Origin of the sequence: Dermacoccus sp. BD5 (assembly GCF_044878485.1) — a bacterium.
Lineage (GTDB): Bacteria > Actinomycetota > Actinomycetes > Actinomycetales > Dermatophilaceae > Dermacoccus > Dermacoccus nishinomiyaensis.
Window position 1 is genome coordinate 31,899 of record NZ_JANJER010000016.1, and the last position, 16,844, is coordinate 48,742.

Genomic DNA, 16,844 nt, shown 5'->3' on the forward strand with positions numbered 1-16,844 from the left:
GCGCGACTCACCCGCGCGCGACGGCGCCCTTCGCCGCGTCCCACGACCCGAAGTGCTGACGCATCGCAGCGCCACTGGGCGCCGTGCGGCTCGCGTCGGATTCGCTCTTCACCCACGCGCCGTAGGCGGTGAAGGAGGTGGACGCGACGTCGGGGCGGCCGTCGTCGGCTGCAGCGGCGAGGAAGGCGGCGACGGCCGCGCGGTAGTCGTCGTCGGAGAAGGAGCCGGCGCCGCGCGAGCGTCCGGCGTTCGCCGTCAGCCCGAGCGCCTCGGCGGCGCGCGCCCACGACCCGCCGCCGAGGCGCTGACGGATCGTCTGCGACGTCGGCGGCCACACCGCCACACCGACGCGGGCGACGATGCCCCGCTCCTCGAGATACGCGCTGCGCGCCGCGTCGTACTGCGCGGCGCTGATCGACGAACCACCGGCCTCGGGTGACCCGCCCGTCACCCGCTCGTGGAGGAGGCGATACGCGGCTTCGGGGCTCTCGTCGTCCATGGGGTCATTGTGGCGCACCCGCCGTGCCGGCCGTCGCGTCGACACTCCGGACGACGGCCCACGAGGCGTCTGCGTCGACACCAGAGAGATACGAGGCCGCCGAGGGATGAATGCGGCATCGAGCTCCCGTCGTCGGACGTCAAGTACGGCGTCCGGCAACTCATACCGGCGATGTGGACGTCGCCGTCATCGTCGAGACGGTGCGGCCACTACGCGACCGCGCGGCCGGTCTGGAGGTTCCAACGCGTCCACCCCGTCGGGCGTTGCGTGCCGCTGCCGTGCGAATTATCTTGGAACACATGGCAAAGATTGCATTCCTCACCAGTTCTGAAGGCATCGAAAGCGTCGAGCTGACCGACCCCTGGAAGGCCGTCGCCGACGCGGGCCACACGCCCGTCCTCATCTCGCCCGAGTCGGGCGAGGTGGACCTGTTCGACCACCTCGAGAAGTCGGGCACGCAGAAGGTCGACGTCGAGCTGTCGGACGCCGACATCAACGACTACGCCGCGCTCGTGCTGCCCGGTGGCGTCGCCAACCCCGACAACCTGCGCGCCGTGCCGGAAGCCGTCGACTTCGTCCGCCAGTTCGTCACGGGCGGCAAGCCCCTCGCGGCCATCTGCCACGCTCCGTGGATGCTCATCGAGGCCGACGTCGTGCGCGGCAAGCGCGTCGCGTCGTTCCCGAGCCTCCAGACGGACATCCGCAACGCCGGCGGCGAATGGGTCGACGAAGAGGTCGTCATCGACGCGAACCTCATCACGAGCCGTAACCCCGACGACCTGCCCGCCTTCGACAAGGCGCTCCTCGACGCGGTCGAGAAGGCCTCCGTCTGAGGTTGGCCTCGACAACGCCTCCTCGTGAGGCTTGTCGCCAGTGGGTTCCTGGCTGAGGTTCACCCCTCATGCGACGCCCCGGTTCGTCGGATCTGCTCACGCTGCCGACTGCCGGGGCGTTTGCATGTCCAGCGCTGCCCCAACGGCGAGTTTCGTCCACATCGGCGGTCTTCAGTCACATTCGTCCTCGGCTCGGCGCCCATCAGCCTCCCCACGTTGGACGCCGGCCTCGCCACCCCCGCACGTCAGCGGGCGTCTGAGACGCAGGGACGCGCAGGAGGCGTCAGCCGAAGATCGCAGGGACGGCGTTGAACTCGAGCATCGGAGCGAGCAGGACGTCGCCCTCCGGCTCGCGCAACTGTGCCTCCGTGAACCACCGCAGCTCCTCGATCTCGGCGGCGACGCGCGGCGTCTGCGTCAGCTCTCCGGGGTAGGTGAACACGTGGGACTCGAGGGCGAAACCTGGTTCGTTCGCCGCGTCGGAGCGGAACTCGCCGAGCGGCTCGAGCTCGGCCGCCGAGACCACGAGCCCCAGCTCCTCCTCAACCTCCCGCGACGCCGTCTGAGCGAACGTTTCTCCGTCCTCGAGCTTGCCGCCGGGCAGCATGAACCGCTGCGTGCCGCGCTTGCGGACCGTCAGCACGTGACCTTCGGCGTTCCGAAAGACGACCGCAGCGACCCGAATGAGCTTCTCCGCCACCATTCTTCCAACCCTAAATGTTGAGCCCCGTGACGTTCCGGGGCTCGACCGAATTCACCGCCAGCCCACGGACAGCGGCACGGGGGCGGCGCGATCCACCGGCGCTTCGATTCGCATGAACACAGATTCCTATGACCCGCAGCGTCGACGCGAGGCGGCATAGTGAAGACGTGACTCCCGGCAATGCCCCTTTCCTCCCGTCGGTCGCTGATCGTGCGCAGCGACGCGCGTTCGAAGCGTTGCTCGCGCTGCCGCGAGCCGTTCGTCATCGTGCCGCAGGCCAACCGCACATCGTCGACGGTGGGGCGCTCGACCCCGACATCACCGTCGGGTTGAAGGTGCTCGGACGCATCGGAGGCAAAGAGCTCGACGAGCGCTCGGTCGCTGACGCCCGTCACGCTCTCGCAGCCGAATCGTGGCTCTTCGCAGGTGAACTCGCTGACGTTGCGAACGTCGAAGATGTCGTCCTCGACGGCTCGTCGTACGGCGCGGGAGACATCCCCGCCCGCCTGTACCGCCCGCACCCCTCGCCCGTGACGGTGGTGGGCAAGCATGCGCGCGTCGTCGACCCCGATGCGGGAGAAGTCGGCACCTCGGAAGCCGGCGCGGAGGAGGCCGGCGCGGCGGTCGCTGCTCGCACGGACGCCCCGAACGTCGACAACCGCGAGCCTCGCGCAGACCCGCTGCCGCTGCTGGTGTACTTCCACGGCGGCGGGTGGGTGTTGGGATCGCATCACACGCACGACGCCGTCGCTCGGGCGTTGTGCGCGGGCGGCGAGGTGGCGGTGCTCAACGTCGACTACCGCCTCGCTCCTGAACATGTGTTCCCCGCTGCCGTCGACGACGCCGTCGCGGCGTTTCGCTGGGCGCATGCACATGCTGACGCACTCGGCATCGACCCGAATCGCATTGCGGTGGGAGGCGATTCGGCCGGCGGCAACCTCGCAGCCGTCGTCGCGCAGGAATGCGCCCGTGTCGGCGGACCGCAACCTGCGTGGCAGATGCTGTTCGTACCCGTCACCGACCTGACGCTGCCGCGCTCGCGCAGCTACGAACTGTTCAGCGAGGGCTACTTCCTCACGCGCGCCAACATGGATTGGTACGAGGCGAACTACCTCGGAGGCGGAACGCTGCCGGACGACGTCGATGCGATGCGCCGCGACCCGCGCGTCTCACCGCTGTTGGCCGATGATCTGCAGCAGCTCGCGGAGCGCGGGCTGGCACCGGCGTACGTCGCCGTCGCGGGATTCGATCCGTTGCGTGACGAGGGAATCGCCTACGCGCGCAAGCTCTCCGACGCAGGTGTGGCGACGACGTTGCGCGTGCACACCGACGCCGTGCACCCGTTCATCAACATCCTCGCGACGGACCTCGGGCGACGCTGCATGGCCGAGGCCGTCGGCACTCTCCGCATGGCCCTCCACGTGCGCTGACGCCCCGCCGCTCGCCCGTTCACCCGTTGGCCCGCTCGCACCTCGGCGATCTGGTCGTGGCCCTGGCCGGAGCCCCCCGCTCCATACCCATCCGCGGTTCCTGTCCCCATCGGCGATTCTCGTCCACATTCGCGGATCCCGTCCCCATTGGCGATCCACGGTCACATTCATGGCGCCGCTGCCTCCGGACCGACGACGGATGGGCGAGGTCTCGGCCTCAGCCGTCGCTCGTCACATCACCGACGCGGAGACGACGGCGTCACCACCGTCCGCGCCCCTGGAGCCGGCTGACTGGGATGCACCGTAGGTAGAGGTGGGCGGGTGCCGCGCGCCCGCCTGAGTGAGGTCGAGCGAATGTGGACAAGAATCGCAGTTGAGGCAGCCTCGCCAGCCACAGGCGGCTGACCAGCTGACGTCAGGCTCTCGCCCCCTCCGGCCACATCACGGGGGGAAGCTCAGTTCGTGGCATCCCACGGTGTCAGCGACTGCCCGTGGGGCCCCGTCAGAGCGCGGGGTTGCCCGTCGAGGGCGAGCACGAAACGTCCCCGCAGATCACGTGGTTCCCAGGCAGCCGCCACCGCGTCGCGCGTGCCCGGCATGACGCTGGGCGCCTCGTTGCTGATCCACGTGAAACCACCGGGCCGATGCGTCAACTCGTGCAGGCGACGTTCGAATCGTGTGCGGGTGTCATCGTCGACGTAGGCAAGTACGGCCGAGTGGAACAGCACGAGGTGCAGCTCGTCCGGCACCTGCGCGACGAGGCGCTCGAGATCGTCGACGACATCGCCACGGACGATGTGCGCGGCGTCCTCGGGGTGCGACGTCACGTGCCGCCTGACGGTGTCGATCGCCGCAGCGAGCCGCGATGCGCGCTCGTCCTGGCCGGGCCACACGAGCGCTCGCAACCAACGGGCGTTGTCGAGAGCCTCGGGGTCATCGGACAACACATCGAGTGGGTTGAGATCGAGGCCGCCACGCCATGCGATCGTCGGCGCACGCGGCGTTGCGTTCGTCATCTCGTCGAGTGCGCCGGCGACCACGCACGTCAGCAGCGGCCGCTCGCCACCGGCGCCGGAGTCAACGCCGCCCTCGGACCCAGCGGAGACGTACTCGTAGTCGTATAGGTCGGGGTAGAGCGCCAACCCGGCCGAGCACCCGACCTCGACGAGCGCGATCGGGCCGTCGCCCGCTGCACGCGCCGCATCAGCGATGAACGGCAACAGCGTCGCGCATCGCCCGACCTCGTTCGTCTGGGTGGCCCTCGAGAGCGCCACCGCGCGCACCTCGTCCCAGTGCTCGCGCAGCCAGTTGACGAACGACGACGCATCGTCGGACGGCGCGTCGAGGTAGCGCGCAGCGCCCAGGACGAGGTTGGGCTGACGCTTGGGCGCAGGCAGCGTCGCGATGAGCGAGAGGACGGCGTCGTCATCCGCGATGCGCAGGCAGATCGCCTCGTAGATCGGCGAATTTCCGCGAGCTTCGTTCGTGGCGAACCTGCGGTAGGCCGTGGCGGTGTCGGCTTCGAGCCCGGTCATGGTCATGGTGGCCTCCTTGGTGCCTCGACGTCAGCCTCCGCCCGTCGACGGCGGCTCACAAGACGTCGAGGCTAAGAAGCAACCCCGAAATTCACGCGCGGCGGGAGCCCGCGCCGTCCGTACCGCTCGGTTGGGCACAGCACCACGCCGCACCCCGATGGCATGAAATCGCGCGTCGTGTGGTTGAGTGGAACACGAGCACGCAGCCGACGAGATCTCTCCGGCGCCGCTCGATGATCCGCGCCCCGCGTCCGTGACGCCCGGCCCGGATCCCCACCTCGCCACGACGCGAAGCCGCGAACCATCGCGCCGCCGACCGGCCACCTGACTCGAAGGATCACGCATGACCATCACCAACCCGTTCACCCTCGCCACGCTGACGACGACGCCCGACGCGTCACCCGCCGACGTCGCCGAAACCCCCGTCACCCCCTACGCGACGCTGTGTGCGGATACGAGCCGCCCAGCCGCGTTCGCGATGACGTTCGTCGAACCCGCAGCATGATCGAACGCGGTCTGACGAAGGGTTGAGCGGCTGCTCAACGTACGCGCAGGGGCGCAGGCCTACGCTGGGGGCGTCCCGACCATGTGCTGGAGCTCACCGATGACCGATTCGCACCCCATGCCTCGTCCCGTCCTGTCGGCTCAGGAGGCGCGTGAGCGTATCGCGGCCGTCGAGCAGTTCATGGTCGCGTACCGTTCGGCCATCGACGAGATCGAGACGAAGCTGCGCGTGCTGCAACGCGAGTTCACGCACACCGACAGCTACAGCCCGATCGAGAGCGTCAGCACGCGGCTGAAGTCGATGGAGTCGCTGCTGCGCAAGGCCCGCAAACGCGACTGCCGCCACCTCGACGACGTCCGGGCGCGCGTCACGGACATCGCCGGCATCCGCGTCATCTGTTCGTTCACGCACGATGTCTACCGTGTCCGCGACCTGTTGCTCGCGCAGGACGACGTCACGCTGCTCGAGCAGAAGGACTACGTCGCGCACCCGAAGCCGAACGGGTATCGCAGCCTGCATCTCATCGTCGAGGTGCCGATCTTCTTGTCGACGGGCCCGCAGCCCGTGCCCGTCGAGGTGCAGTTGCGCACCATCGCCATGGATTTCTGGGCGAGCCTCGAGCACAAGATCTACTACAAGTACGACGGCGACGTGCCCGCGCACCTGCTCGCGGAGCTGACGACGGCGGCGCACACGGCCAGCCGCCTCGACGCCGACATGGAGAGGCTGCACCACGAGATCAGTGCGCTGCGCACGGCGAACTCCGCTGATGACGATCACGTGCTGCCCGAGATGCTGCAGCTCATCAGCTACTTCGACAGTTCGCCGGAGCGTCACTGAGGCGAGGCTCAGCCCTCGTCCGGTCCACGCGTGTAGGCCGCGGCGCGGATGATGTCGTCCTCCTCGAGGCCTGCTCCGACCGCGCCGCCCAGCGTCGCGAGTGACGCCGTCATCCAGGCGCTCTCGACGATCTTGCCGATCGACCACGACTGATCCGACAACTGCTGGAACGAATGCCCGTCGAGCAGAAGGAAAGCGGCCGCGAGCGCCAGCAAGAACACGGCGAGGTAGAAGACGCTGACGCCGATCGTCATCGTCAGGGCTGTGGCGACGTTGAAGAGCATCACCTGTTCGCGCTCGGCCTTGCGGCGCGGGCGTTCCCACAACTTCGCCCCGACGATCAGCGAAACCGCTACGGCCACAACGGCGATCACCGACAGCAGGCCGAGCCTCCACGGCCCGTAGTTCGTGGCGAGCACCCAGATGTCGGGCGTGATGAGCATGAGCGCGCCGGCTGCCGCCGTCACCGCGATGAGTTGGCTGAGGCGCAGCGCGAGCGTCAGCGGACGGTTGGCTCGCACGAGCCCGAGCAGCACGCCGACGTTGCCGCCGAGCACGCGCGCCGCGAACTGCACCGGGTTCTCGTCGTCGCGCCCCTCGACGTCCTCGGCCCGCTGGCGGGCACGGCGGTCGATGTCGTCGCTCGTGTCGCCCTCGTCGAAGTGGAGCAGCTCCTCGACGAGACGCACGCACGCGGCGCGCACTTTCGTCGCCACCTGCACATCGCCGAGGGCGGGCACGACGACGAGCCCCACGCCATGGACGGGCGACAGCTGCGTCTGCACGACGCGGCGCCCGTCCTTGAGCGGCAGATCGGTGAGGACGAGCACGAGATCCCAGTTCTCGTCGAGCATCCGATCACGTGCCGTCTCGATGAGGTCGAGGGGCGTGACTGGCGGTTCGGCGAGACGATCTTCGACGACGACGAGGTTCCACTCGACCTGCGGGTACTGCGCCGCGAGCGCCGCCGTCACGTCGGACGCGAGCGTCGCGCTCGTCAGCGCTGCGGGTGAGACGACGAGCCCGACGTCGAGGACAGGGCGATCCGACGGGTCCGACGGCGCGGTGTCCGGTCCGGAAGCGTCTCCCCCGGAGGCCATCCAGGCCGGGTGTTCTCCCGCCGATCGGAGGGGCAACTCGTGTGTCGCGTCGTCGTCATGCACGTCCCCATGATGCGCCATCAGCGCGCCGCGCTCATCCTTGCCGCCGGGACGCCGGGGTGCGACGTGCCGCCCTGCCGCCTCGGCGCGCCCCACGTCACGCCACGACGATCGGGGACGCGCTCGACGTGGCGATCGACGACTCTGCCGACCGCATGAAGGAATACGTGCGCCGCGCATGTCATTGAACCGAGCATGAAGGCGATGACGTACTCCCGCTACGGCGATGACAGTGTTCTCGAACTGCGCGATCTCGACACCCCGCGCTTCGGCCCCGGTGAGGTGCTCGTGCGCGTCAAGGCGGCGAGCGTGAACCCCGTCGACTGGAAGATCGTGTCGGGCGGGCTCGACTCGCTCATGATGACGGTCTTCCCCGCCGTTCCGGGCTGGGACGTCGCGGGCGTCGTCGAGGCCGTCGGGCTCGACGTGCCCGAGTTCCGCGTCGGCGACGAGATCATGGCGTACGCCCGCAAGGACGTCGTGGCCGGCGGCACGTTCGCCGAACTCGTCACCGTCCCGGTGCGTACCGCGACTCGCAAGCCCGCGTCGATGACGTTCGAGGAAGCGGCCTCCCTGCCCCTCGCCGGGCTCACGGCCTACCAGACGCTGACGCGTCTCAACCTCAACGCCAACGACACGCTGCTCGTGCACGGTGCGGCCGGCGGCGTCGGGTCGTACGCGGTGCAGATCGCGAAGCACATCGGGGCGCGTGTCATCGGCACCGCGTCCGAGCGCAACCACGAGTACGTGCGCGGCCTCGGGGCGGACGACGTCGTCGAATACGGTGACGGCCTGGTCGAGCGTGTGCGCGCCATCGCACCCGACGGCGTGACGGTGAGCGCCGACTACGTCGGTGACGTCGAGGAGCAGACGATGCAGCTGCTCACCCCGGCCGGGCGGCACGTGTCGGTCGCCGATCCGAGCGTCGCGCTCAATGGCGGGCTCTATGCGTGGGTGCGCCCGAGCGCCGAGGATCTCGCGAAGCTCGCGCAACTCGTCGACGACGGCGCGCTGCGCGTCGACATCGCCGCGACCTACCCGCTCGAGCGGCTTGCCGATGCCTTCGCCCAGAGCCGTGAGGGCCACACGCGCGGCAAGATCGTCGTCACCCCCTGACGCATCTCGTCCAGCCGACGAGTTCCGCCGACCGTGTGGCGGGCTCGTCGGCTCGATGGTGAACCTGCTGATCTCGCACCCCGAATTCCCGGCCACTTCGCACCCCTACCGCCTGGTATCGGCCTAGCGTTGAAGCATGAGAACTCGGGGGATCGTCAGCATCACGTTCATCGCCGGCCTCGCAGCCCTGACGGCTTGTTCCTCGGACGACGGGTCGGACCCGGCGTCGGGCGCGTCGTCCTTCACGGCGACGGCGTCCACCTCGGCGTCGACCAGGCCGTCATCGACCTCGTCGCAACCCACCACGTCGACGGCGGTGTCCTCGAGCGTGCCGACTTCCACGTCGGCCCCGACGTCGAGCACCGCTGCCCCCACGACGCCTGCGTCGTCGACGGTGGCGCCGCAGCCGACGTCAGCGTCGGCGACGCGCAGTTCGCCGACGTACAGCGCGACCTCCGAGCGCCCGCCTGCGCCGGGTGATCCCACGCCGAGCACCGTGAGTGGTGTGACGTTCGGGCGCGAGCAAGTTCTCACGCCGGGCAGCCCGGTCATCGCCGATGGCATCGGCAAGGTCAAGCCGTCGACGTTCGCCATCACGTCGCACCACACGATGTTCGTGACGGACGTCGTGTGGAGCAGCTGGGGCGGCCAGGTGGCACGTGCCACGGGCATCGCCGAGAACGGCGAGAACTCCGATTCGATGGTCGACCTGCCGCGGCAGAAGGCGTACATCACGGCCAAGCTCGGCACGTGCCGCGGGCGGCCCGCGTACACGAAGGTGGCGTGGAACTTCACGTCGTTCGAGAAGAACGAGACGAACCCGCAGGGGTGGTACAACATCTGCGACCTCGCGTCGAACTGAGTGCCGGCGCCCCATGGAAGACCGCGCGGCGTGGACGACCGAGCTGACGGCTCGCCCCGGTGGTATGCCGGACTCGGTGTCGAGTTTCTCGCGCCGCAGGGGTGCAGAAAGCTCGAACACACCGTCGACGTCGCCACGGCCGCGTGCCCTGAACGCGCGCGGGTCCCGGACGTCGAGGGCCGCAGACTCATCCTCCGACGAGGTTCGCGGCTGCCTGTTTGTCGTCGGCGTCGCACCTTCGTAGACTCGTGACGATGGTGGAGGATGAGCCGTTCTGGCATGACGACGAGCACGATGACCTGCTGGCCGAGGAAGAAGCCAACCGGTCTCGTCGTCGCGCGTTCATCGGGGTGGTGACGGCGTCGATCATCGGTGCCGGCGCGTTGGTCGGTGCCACCATGTTCGCGAAGAACTACGGCAGCAACAGCGACTCCGAGCTCCCGGCCTCGGTGGCGTCGAGCACATCGGCCACGCCGTCGAATTCATCGTCTGTTTCGTCGAGTTCATCGAGCTCGAGCTCGTCGTCCTCCCCGAGCACGTCGACGACCTCGTCGAGCCGGCCGACCGCGGAGGCCACGACGGTGGCACCGACCACGGCGCCCACGCGCACTGCGCCGACGACGCGCGCGCCCCGCACGACGACGACGACGCGCGCGCCTCGCACGACGACGAAGCCGAAGACGACCTCGTCCAAACCGAAGCCCACGTCGACGAAGCCGACGACGAAGTCGACGACCACGGCGCCGTCGACCACCACGACGACGAAACCCACCACGACGTCCGCACCGCCGCCGCCGACGCAGGCCCCGACGACGCCTGCGCCCACGCAGCCCCCGGCGACGACGCCGCCTGCTCCCGAGCCGACCAATACGCTCGGCACCGGAGGCCCCGAGGCTCCGAAGACGGCCGCCGCGAGCGGGTCAGCACCCTGATCTCACGTCTGGAGGCACGCTGAGCTGTCGTCAGCAACCTCCTCATTCGCTCAACAACCGGCCGGTGTCGTCGCGGGCGTTGAGCATGAGGATCTGGATGCCGTCGATGACGCCGTAGGCGACCATGAACATGCTGAGCATCGTGCAGCCGGGCACGAAGATGCCACTGCTGAACACCGCGAGGTGGATGCCGCCGCGGCGTGAGTCACCGGCGTAGAACCGGCCAAGGCCCGCCCAGCCACCGACGATCTGCAGGAGCCCCGCTGTCGTCTTCTTGCGCGGTGAATGCTGCGGCACGGATGCGGGCTGCGTCGGCGATGCGCGAGGTTGCCATGGGCCGGGTTGCCAACGTCCCTGATGCCACCCCGCCGCGGACCACTCCCCAGGAGCCCACGGCCCAGCCGACCAGGCTTGCGGGGGGACGGCTCCGGGCGTCCACGGCCCTGAGGCCCATGCGTCCGACGACCATGCGCCCGAAGGCCAGGCGCCGGGCATGGGCTGTTCGTGGTTCCACGCGCTGTCGTGGTGGCCCCGAGCGTCAGGCGCGAAGCTCTGAGTCGGGGGCATGTGGGGTGCGTCGATGGGCGGGCCGTAGCTGTCTACGCGCGGGTGAGCCGGTGGGAGCGGGTACGGCAACGACGTGGGCTGCGGTTCGGGTGCGGGAAACATGACGTCAGTCTTGCGACGCCACGACCGGCCGCGCGTTCGTCATCCACAACCGTCACCGTCCACAGGCGACGCTGCGGCTGGAACAGTTACACAGCGCCCGTCATCTTCGCCGACAACGCCCGAGGCGCCCCACCCTGTTCGGGTGAGGCGCCTCTCTGCGGTGCGGTTGTTCGTCAGTCGCGCAGGGCGCTGATGATGCTCGTGATGAGCATGAGCAGGCCCGCGATGATGCACAGCGTCAGCCCCCAGCCGCTGCCGGCGCTGAACCCGGCGAGGCCGTTCGCGCCCTGCTTGGCCTCGTCCAGCTTGTCGCGGACGTCGAAGTAGTCGTAGACGGCGACTGCCGTGGCGATACCGCCCAGCGCTGCGCCGACCCACATGACGGGCTTGCGGATCTTGCCGAGCGCGCGCAGCACGCCGAGAGCCAGGGCGATGATGGCGGGGATGAGGACGAACCAGCCGTCCGTCACCTTGTTGTCATCACCGGCGGAGTCGGAGTTGGGGATGTTGCTCGACTCCATGCCGATGCCGTTCGTCGAGGCGTTGAAGTTGCCGAGCGTGCCGGCGTCGATCTTCAGCCACATCCAGGTGCCGAAGACACCGATGATGGCGAGGAGCGAGGCGGCGACGAGGCCCCAGCCGAGCGTCTTGCCGATGCCGGGGCGGGGCTTGTCGGCCGTCGCGCCGTTCTGGGGTGCGTACTGGTTCTGCGTCACCGTCTGGCCCTGGTTGTACTGCTGGCCGGGGTTGTAGGCGGCGCCCTGCTGGTTGGTGTTGGCGTATCCAGCCTGCGCGCCGGAAGCGTAGCCCTGCGGCGAGGAGTTGTAGCCGCCGTTCTGCTGGGCGGGCTGACCCTGGCCGTTCTGGCCGTAGGGCGCGCCCTGCGGAGCCGAGTTCCACTGGCCGCCCTGGCCGTTGGGCGTGGAGTTCTGCGGCGCCGAGCCGTAGCCCGAGCCGTGCTGGCCCGAGGGGTTCGAGCCCTGCTGCCCGCCCGACGTCTGGTAGGTGCCGCCCTGCGGAGCGGAGCCGGGAACCGGCGGGTACTGGCCGGGGCCGCCGGAGGTCTGGCCGTACCCGTTCGAGCCCTGCGGGTTCGAGGCGTTGTGCGGCATCGCGCGGGTCTCGCCCTCGTTAGCAGCGAACTGTCCGCCGAGCCCGCCTGCCTGGTGCTGACCCTGCTGACCCTGGCTCTGCCAGGTCGACTGGCCCTCGCCGGCCTGCTCGTGCGAACCGGCCGACGCCATCTGCGTCGGCTGCTCGTTCAGGTCGTCGTTCGAGTTGGACATCGCGGTTTTCCTCCCGTGCCACGGACGTTTGATCAACACATTAGAGGAACCTGGGAGTTCATCGGTTCCAACTGGCGGGTAACGCCGTGTCGTGGGCGTGTCGGTCGCCCGTCCAGGCTGTGGGCATCGAGACCGTCCACTGTCCGTTTCGATGGGCTCGGCGCGCTTGAGGCGCGCTCCCGCGGTCGTTGGCATGGATCGTTCGCAGGCTTGCCGAGCGAGCGCACACACCCGTCGGGCGAGCGCGCGCCTCCGCCGGGCCCTTCGAGTGGCGGCGATGACGGCGCCAGCTCAGCGTTCGTGGGCCTCGTCGATGCGTTCGAGGATGGCGGCGGCGAGGGGTTCGGGGTGGAGGTCGCTGATCCAGTGGCCGGTGTTCTTGAGTTCGACGAGGCGGTAGGGGGCGTCGACGTAGGCGTGGGTGAGGTGGGCGGCGGTGTGGCCGAAGGCGAAGTCGTCGGCGCCCCAGACGTACGTCGTCGGGATGGTGCAGGGGCCGAGGTCGGCGGCGTCGCGGGGGCCGTAGGCGCGGTAGTAGTTGAGGGCGGCGTCGAGGGCGCCGGGTTCGGCGAGGAGGCGGGCGTGTTCGTCGAACGTCGCGCGGGGCAGGTCGTCGCAGCCTTCGCGTAGCTGGCGCCAGTCGTCGGCCATGAGGTGTTCGGCGGCGTCGGGTTCGCGGAACGTCTTGATGTACTGCATGGCGTCGCGCTGGGATTCGTCGGTGGCGATGGCGTCGAGCATGGCCTTGGGGTGGGCGGTGCTGACGGCGGTGTACGTCGCGAAACGTTCGGGGTGGCGGATGGCGGCGAACCACCCGATCGTGCCGCCCCAGTCGTGCCCGACGAGGTGGGCGCGCTCGATGTCGAGGGCGTCGAGCAGGCCGATGACGTCGCCGACGAGTTCGTCGATCGCGTAGTTCTCAGCGCCCTGGGGGCGTGCGGCGGACGAGTATCCGCGCAGGTTCGGGGCGATGACGCGGTGGCCGGCGTCGGCGAGTTGCGCTGCGACGGAACGCCATTGGGCGTTCGACTCGGGGAAGCCGTGCAGCAGCATCACCGGCGCGCCGTCATCGGGGCCAGCGGTGGCGACATCGAACGTCAGGTCGGCGACGGTAACGGTACGCGTCTCGCGCCATTCGTCCAGGCCACTCTTGCTCTCACTCATACGTCGCACGGTAGCCGATCCCCCGGCTCAGCCACCGCGGCGTGATCTCCCCTTGGCGACCCAGCGCCATGGCAACGAACGCTCTGGCGCGTGGTAGCGATGTGGCGCTGTTCGACCGGGCGATGACTGACCCTGACGTCAGATCTCCGTCGGTAGTGAAACGTCACCCCATCCGAACGATCCGCCCCGCCTCGTTCCACGTCTTAACGCGATGATCGATGCGCCGGGCGCGCTCGAGTGGATCGCTCGTCTGAAGTGCCTGAGCACTTGCGTGGAACGTCCGTAGGGCAACGAATCCGCCATTCAGGAGGAGCGGCTCCTGTTGCGCCGCAACGTCCCATGCGGCTTGGGCGTCGCGCCCTGTCAGGAGAACAACACGAAGTTTCGGCATGAGTGTCACCATCGACGCGAGGGCGGGCGCGGCCCGTCTGATCTGCGCCTTGGACGGAGCACGGTTGATGTACCAGGGGTAGGCATTCCACGGCGTGAGGTCGGAGGGCACCAGGCCCGCGCCGGCCATCAGTTCACATTGCTTCGCCGCCGTTTGATCGTCGTTCTCCGTGCACAACATCCCCGACCCGGTGCCTTGACTGGTCTTTGGGCCAGGATCGCGCAGCACGGTCATCATTCGGGCATCGATGCCACCGTGGATCGGCGCGACATACGGAAGCCACTCCTCATCGCTTCGCAAGCTGTCGATCAGGTCGGTGATCGGAGCGATGTGCGGTTCGTGCAGGCGCTGCTGCTGCTCACGTCGAAAGGCGGGGTTCGCCATCTGTCGCGTCATGGTTCAACCCTGACAGGTGCCAAGTCCCTCGTGGGGGCATTGCTAGAGGAGGCCCACTCAAATCTCCCTCGCTTCCGCGATAAGGCGGGCGTGTGCGCGTGGGTGCCGGGACCGCGCCAGCACTCCGGGGCGGCGCAGATACCCAGGGCCCCAAGGCGAAGACCCTCAGGGCACCGAAACCGGCGCCGCTGCCCCCTCGTGATCGCCTCACTCGCCGATCGGCAGCGGCAAGAGGTCCTCGGCTTCGATCCCGTCGGCGGGCTGGAACTCTCCGGTCTCCTCCCGAACGAGAAGGCCCTTGTCGAAGGCGCGGTGATGATTCGCACAGAGCAGGATTCCGTTGTCGAGACTGGCCGCGCCGCCATGGGCATCGTCGACGATGTGAGCTGCCTCCAGCAACGCAACGGTCGAGAGGCCGCAGTAGGCGCAAGCATTTGGTTGGTGCCTCAGGAGAAGGGCACGGAAGGCGCTCTGATGCCGACGAACCAGACGTGCCGCCATCACGTAGCGACGTTCGATATCCGCACCCTCAGACGCGGCGTCCTGCGCGGAGAGCGCACCCTCCTCGGCGTATCCGAGGTCTTCTAGGTGGCTTTCCCACGCCTCTGCGACAGCCAAGCTGTCATCCGCATGAATCAGCGTTCCGCTTGACTGCGGATTTCAGTAGGTCGATGGGGCGAGAACTTTCAAGGCGTCAAGCGGAAGAGCTTCCTCTCGCGCGACGAACGCGTCCCAATCAATGTTGTCGACGTAGTTCTTGCGACCGGCAGCTCCCTCCCAGGCGTCGTCTTCAACGACGGCTGGGTCAGTCACCCATCCGCTTGCGATGATGCCCCTTCGCCCGCCGTCGCCTTGCACGAGCAGATAGAGGCGATCGCCAAGAACGAAGTCTTTCTTGCGCGCACCTGTCGACCATCTGCTTGTCTCGAGAGCTTCACCGCGTCGAAAACGCTCGGGCTGTTCAGCCAGGAACCGGTGGTCAGTTGCGTCGTCAGGCCAATACGAGGGGTTGCAGGTCAGCAGGTACGACGCCATGTGGAACTCCATCTCACGTTGTGCGCTCGGTCTGCGCTGCTCGGTCCCTCCGAGCTGTCGCGTCTCCAACGATCTCACCTGGTGCTGCACTCGTGCGCTTCGACACCGCATCCGTTGCTCCAGACGCGTCATCCGGCAAGGTGGCAACGATGCAGATGTTCCGCTTGGCGTCGCCGCCACCCGAGCACACGGCGAAACCCCACGTCCGCTCAGTGCGTGCCCCGTTTCGCGGGAAACATTGGAGAAGCCTCCCTCAACGCTATCCTGCAGGACGCGGTGGAACGCCGAGTTCGACGGGTTCGCCCAGACGGCGGCCCAGCGTACGAATCGCCAGGTGTGGCGGCAGCATCTCTGCAAACTTGAGTCCGCGAAGTGCGTCCTCGCTGACAGCTGGGGTGACGTCGGCCAACGTCTCGCCAAAGCGCTCACGAGCCCGGGCGAGCGCCTGAGCGAGCTGGCCTGCTGATACTCCCGGCGCCACGGGCAACGACCAGTTACCGACGGCGCCGTCCCGGCACAGTTCGGGGGCGACATCGTCGAGCGCGGCCGCCAGCACTTCGTTGATGCGAAGGCCCGCGAACGTCCACCACCGCCGCCCCGACGGTTCATCTCGTACCACTGTGGCCTGTTTCAGGACGCGCGGCGCGTATTCGTCATGAATCTGCCGCAAACGCATTGATGCTCGTTCGGACACCGCCACACCGGGCAAGTCGGCCCTGAGAAGCACATCGCGAACGGCCCCTGCCAGCGCGAAGGACTGCATGCCCACCGTTCCACCCCAGCGCGCGCGTCCCACCTGATCTGACGGTTCGACGAAGGCTCGGCGGTGCTTCCAGTCGATGTGCGTCACTCGCCACGCCCTACCGGCAAGGACGATGAGGCGCGGCCCATCGACGCGTGTGGCGAGCAGACTGGGGTCGAGGCTGCCGATTTCGGTGCGCCCGTGCAGGGCAACGATCTCGGGCGGAGCGGAGAAAACGGCGAGCACTTCCATGAAGTTGCGCGCCCCGTAGCGACGCTCGGCTGCTTGGCCCACGAAGCTGAGCCCACCGTCAGAATCAAGGTGGCCGCTCGCGAGCAACCACTCTGCAATCTCCTGCAACTCCTGCGGGGTTCCGAGGCCGAGCTGAGAGAGCCACTGCATCTCAGACCCTAGATCGACGCGGCCCTGCTCCAGGCACCGGGCAAGCATTTGCTGCGCGGCAATATGGAGGGGCGCGGGGGGTGCCTCGATCGGTTCGACAAAGCCTCCGCCAAGCAACCGCAGCAAACCAGCTGCGCGCAGAAGCTGTTGGTCGTCGAGAGCCAAGAACGTCATGTTGCGCTGGGTGCCCGGTCGTCGCCCTGTGCGCCCGAGTCGTTGTCAATCGTCATCGAAGGTGAACCAGAATCACCCGACCTGGACCACGATGACGATTTCGTTCATCCAACCTGAACCGCCGAGCCGATTTTGGTCATCCAAAGTGAACCAACCCCTTGTTCTTCGCC

The 16,844-nt window shown here is 68.3% G+C and carries 19 protein-coding genes; 6 read left to right on the forward strand and 13 right to left on the reverse strand.

Annotated elements, in window-relative coordinates:
* Nucleotides 1–7 precede the first annotated feature (7 nt).
* Nucleotides 8–499: a hypothetical protein gene (locus tag NQ706_RS11590; RefSeq protein WP_051805465.1), complete on the reverse strand. Its 492-nt coding sequence runs from the start codon at nt 497–499 to the stop codon at nt 8–10.
* A 299-nt stretch (nt 500–798) separates the two neighbouring features.
* On the opposite strand from NQ706_RS11590, the gene NQ706_RS11595 reads away from it, so the two are divergent.
* Entirely contained in the window at nt 799–1,332 is a 534-nt protein-coding gene (locus NQ706_RS11595; RefSeq protein ID WP_062258037.1) for a type 1 glutamine amidotransferase domain-containing protein, read from the forward strand.
* A 283-nt stretch (nt 1,333–1,615) separates the two neighbouring features.
* Here NQ706_RS11595 and NQ706_RS11600 read toward each other — a convergent pair whose 3' ends face one another.
* On the reverse strand, nt 1,616–2,035 hold the full coding sequence (locus NQ706_RS11600; protein WP_038566419.1) for an NUDIX domain-containing protein: 420 nt from the start codon (nt 2,033–2,035) through the stop codon (nt 1,616–1,618).
* Between the two features lie 167 nt (nt 2,036–2,202).
* On the opposite strand from NQ706_RS11600, the gene NQ706_RS11605 reads away from it, so the two are divergent.
* Nucleotides 2,203–3,465, forward strand: a complete 1,263-nt coding sequence (locus NQ706_RS11605; RefSeq protein WP_235181983.1) for an alpha/beta hydrolase — start codon at nt 2,203–2,205, stop codon at nt 3,463–3,465.
* 455 nt (nt 3,466–3,920) lie between these two features.
* Here NQ706_RS11605 and NQ706_RS11610 read toward each other — a convergent pair whose 3' ends face one another.
* Nucleotides 3,921–5,006: a DUF2332 domain-containing protein gene (locus NQ706_RS11610; RefSeq protein WP_051805463.1), complete on the reverse strand. Its 1,086-nt coding sequence runs from the start codon at nt 5,004–5,006 to the stop codon at nt 3,921–3,923.
* 337 nt (nt 5,007–5,343) lie between these two features.
* On the opposite strand from NQ706_RS11610, the gene NQ706_RS11615 reads away from it, so the two are divergent.
* Nucleotides 5,344–5,505, forward strand: a complete 162-nt coding sequence (locus NQ706_RS11615) for a hypothetical protein (protein ID WP_156444974.1) — start codon at nt 5,344–5,346, stop codon at nt 5,503–5,505.
* A 117-nt stretch (nt 5,506–5,622) separates the two neighbouring features.
* Nucleotides 5,623–6,345: a GTP pyrophosphokinase family protein gene (locus NQ706_RS11620; RefSeq protein ID WP_081873775.1), complete on the forward strand. Its 723-nt coding sequence runs from the start codon at nt 5,623–5,625 to the stop codon at nt 6,343–6,345.
* 8 nt (nt 6,346–6,353) lie between these two features.
* Here the strand turns inward: NQ706_RS11620 and NQ706_RS11625 are convergent, their stop codons facing one another.
* Nucleotides 6,354–7,508: a hypothetical protein gene (locus tag NQ706_RS11625; protein ID WP_235181982.1), complete on the reverse strand. Its 1,155-nt coding sequence runs from the start codon at nt 7,506–7,508 to the stop codon at nt 6,354–6,356.
* Nucleotides 7,509–7,700: 192 nt separating this feature from the next.
* On the opposite strand from NQ706_RS11625, the gene NQ706_RS11630 reads away from it, so the two are divergent.
* Nucleotides 7,701–8,621: an NADP-dependent oxidoreductase gene (locus NQ706_RS11630; protein ID WP_038566412.1), complete on the forward strand. Its 921-nt coding sequence runs from the start codon at nt 7,701–7,703 to the stop codon at nt 8,619–8,621.
* 123 nt (nt 8,622–8,744) lie between these two features.
* On the opposite strand, the gene NQ706_RS11635 is transcribed toward NQ706_RS11630, so the two are convergent.
* Entirely contained in the window at nt 8,745–9,107 is a 363-nt protein-coding gene (locus NQ706_RS11635; RefSeq protein WP_150112696.1) for a hypothetical protein, read from the reverse strand.
* Nucleotides 9,108–9,117: 10 nt separating this feature from the next.
* On the opposite strand from NQ706_RS11635, the gene NQ706_RS11640 reads away from it, so the two are divergent.
* Complete coding sequence (locus NQ706_RS11640) at nt 9,118–9,483, forward strand: hypothetical protein (RefSeq protein ID WP_038566408.1); 366 nt, start codon at nt 9,118–9,120, stop codon at nt 9,481–9,483.
* A 412-nt stretch (nt 9,484–9,895) separates the two neighbouring features.
* Here NQ706_RS11640 and NQ706_RS11645 read toward each other — a convergent pair whose 3' ends face one another.
* The 8 genes from NQ706_RS11645 to NQ706_RS11680 all read right to left on the reverse strand — a co-directional run bounded on the left by NQ706_RS11645 (nt 9,896) and on the right by NQ706_RS11680 (nt 16,674).
* Nucleotides 9,896–10,363, reverse strand: coding sequence for a hypothetical protein (locus tag NQ706_RS11645; protein WP_150112695.1), 468 nt, complete (start codon nt 10,361–10,363; stop codon nt 9,896–9,898).
* 94 nt (nt 10,364–10,457) lie between these two features.
* Nucleotides 10,458–10,712: a TM2 domain-containing protein gene (locus NQ706_RS11650; RefSeq protein WP_051805461.1), complete on the reverse strand. Its 255-nt coding sequence runs from the start codon at nt 10,710–10,712 to the stop codon at nt 10,458–10,460.
* A 545-nt stretch (nt 10,713–11,257) separates the two neighbouring features.
* Nucleotides 11,258–12,370 (reverse strand): hypothetical protein, encoded by a 1,113-nt coding sequence (locus NQ706_RS11655; RefSeq protein WP_038566404.1) that lies wholly within the window; start codon nt 12,368–12,370, stop codon nt 11,258–11,260.
* Nucleotides 12,371–12,661: 291 nt separating this feature from the next.
* Complete coding sequence (locus NQ706_RS11660; protein WP_051805459.1) at nt 12,662–13,534, reverse strand: alpha/beta fold hydrolase; 873 nt, start codon at nt 13,532–13,534, stop codon at nt 12,662–12,664.
* A 163-nt stretch (nt 13,535–13,697) separates the two neighbouring features.
* Nucleotides 13,698–14,321: a uracil-DNA glycosylase gene (locus NQ706_RS11665; protein ID WP_038566402.1), complete on the reverse strand. Its 624-nt coding sequence runs from the start codon at nt 14,319–14,321 to the stop codon at nt 13,698–13,700.
* 207 nt (nt 14,322–14,528) lie between these two features.
* The gene (locus NQ706_RS11670; protein ID WP_081873530.1) at nt 14,529–14,939 is read right to left on the reverse strand and encodes an HNH endonuclease; all 411 of its coding nucleotides are present in this window, start codon (nt 14,937–14,939) and stop codon (nt 14,529–14,531) included.
* Nucleotides 14,940–14,981: 42 nt separating this feature from the next.
* On the reverse strand, nt 14,982–15,356 hold the full coding sequence (locus NQ706_RS11675; RefSeq protein WP_150112693.1) for a hypothetical protein: 375 nt from the start codon (nt 15,354–15,356) through the stop codon (nt 14,982–14,984).
* A gap of 259 nt (nt 15,357–15,615) precedes the next feature.
* A complete protein-coding gene (locus NQ706_RS11680) occupies nt 15,616–16,674 on the reverse strand; it encodes a hypothetical protein (RefSeq protein WP_404360963.1) in 1,059 nt (352 codons plus the stop codon).
* Nucleotides 16,675–16,844: the final 170 nt, after the last annotated feature.